Here is a 1438-nt window from a genome sequence, read left to right as displayed (position 1 = left end):
CACATGGATGTGGGCTGAGGGCGCGTTTTACAGGGATAATGAGATGGACGCTCCAGATTTTACGGTATCAAAGTACCAGACTGGATCGTTGCAATACGTCCTGAAAAATTAGGAGCGTCCACATGAAAGTATCAACTCTTGGTATCGACCTGGCAAAGAACGTTTTTCAGCTTCATGGTGTCGATCATGAAGGCCATACTATTTTGCGTAAAAAGCTCACCCGGGCTAAGTTTGTTCAGTTTGTGATTCAACTGGAACCTTGTCTGATTGGCATGGAAGCCTGCTCATCCAGTCATTATTTTGCGCGATTATTCACCCGCTATGGTCATAAGGTAAAACTCATACCTCCGCAGTATGTGAAGCCTTATGTGAAAACGAACAAGACGGATGCAGCAGATGCTGAAGCAATCTGCGAAGCGGTAACCCGCCCGAATATGCGTTTTGTTCAGATAAAAACCGAAGAGCAGCAGGCCGTTTTAGCGTTACACACTGAACGGGGAATACTTATCCGTGAGCGGATTGCCTGTGCCAATAGTTTAAGAGCCACACTTGCTGAGTTTGGTATTACGATTGCGGCCGGACAAAGCCATTTAACACGTGAGCTGCCAGCCATTCTGGAGGATGGCGAAAATGGTTTATCTCCCTTTGTCAGAACCAGCATCTACAGACAGTCTAAACATATCCGGGAACTTGAAGAACAAGTTAAACAGGTAGAAGAAGCTCTGGCCTCCTGGTATAGAACGCAGGAAGCCTGCCAGAGAATGGCCAAGATCCCGGGGGTTGGCATGCTAACGGCCACTTATGTGGTAGCAGCAGTGGGTAATGCCCGACAATTCAGTACCGCAAAGCAGTTCGCTTCATGGCTGGGGCTGACACCAAAGGAACATTCCAGCGGCGGGAAACAGCAACTGGGAGGGATCAGCAAACGTGGAGATGGATATTTCCGATACCTGCTGGTTCACGGCGCACGCGCACTTACCGCCTGGGTCAACCGAAACGGCGCGGTTGAGGAGAATTCCTGGCTTCAGGGACTCCTTGAGCGGAAGCACTACAATGTAGCTGTTGTCGCCATGGCGGCAAAAACAGCGAGGATCATGTGGTCAATGTTGTCACACAATACTGAATATCAACCTCGGCAGCTCGCCTGACACAAGGTCAGTCAATCTGACGAGGTGCTGAAAAAAAGTTAACGTCCTGGTAGGTGCAGGTGACTTCAGAAGATGGCAAAACAGGTAAGACCGCAGGCAGGATACACCGAGAGGTAACAAGGGCAAGTTAGCCCGTAGAGGATGATTGGTACCTGCCTGGCGGATTTCATCATGGTTCGGGATAAAAATCCCATCAGAAACCGGATATATGGCTGCACCTACCCGTTTTATTACATAACTGAAGAAAGCATTGCATTCCGGGAGCGTCCATATATGTTACCTCGCGCCCG

1 protein-coding gene is annotated in these 1438 nt (G+C 49.3%); it reads left to right on the top strand.

Annotated features, from left to right (window positions below):
- Nucleotides 1–122 precede the first annotated feature (122 nt).
- Complete coding sequence (locus tag FQZ95_RS06115; RefSeq protein WP_160529996.1) at nucleotides 123–1148, top strand: IS110 family transposase; 1026 nt, start codon at nucleotides 123–125, stop codon at nucleotides 1146–1148.
- Nucleotides 1149–1438 lie beyond the last annotated feature (290 nt).

It is taken from the genome of Escherichia sp. HH41S, from assembly GCF_009820115.1.
In the GTDB taxonomy this organism is placed as follows: Bacteria; Pseudomonadota; Gammaproteobacteria; order Enterobacterales; family Enterobacteriaceae; genus Escherichia; species Escherichia coli_F.
The sequence above is the reverse complement of the archived record's forward strand: the minus strand, read 5'-3'. Positions and strand labels throughout refer to the sequence as shown.

Coding starts and splice junctions, on each gene's coding strand:
- FQZ95_RS06115 (WP_160529996.1), top strand. CDS start 123: ATGAAAGTATCAACTCTTGGTATCGACCTGGCAAAGAACGTTTTTCAG.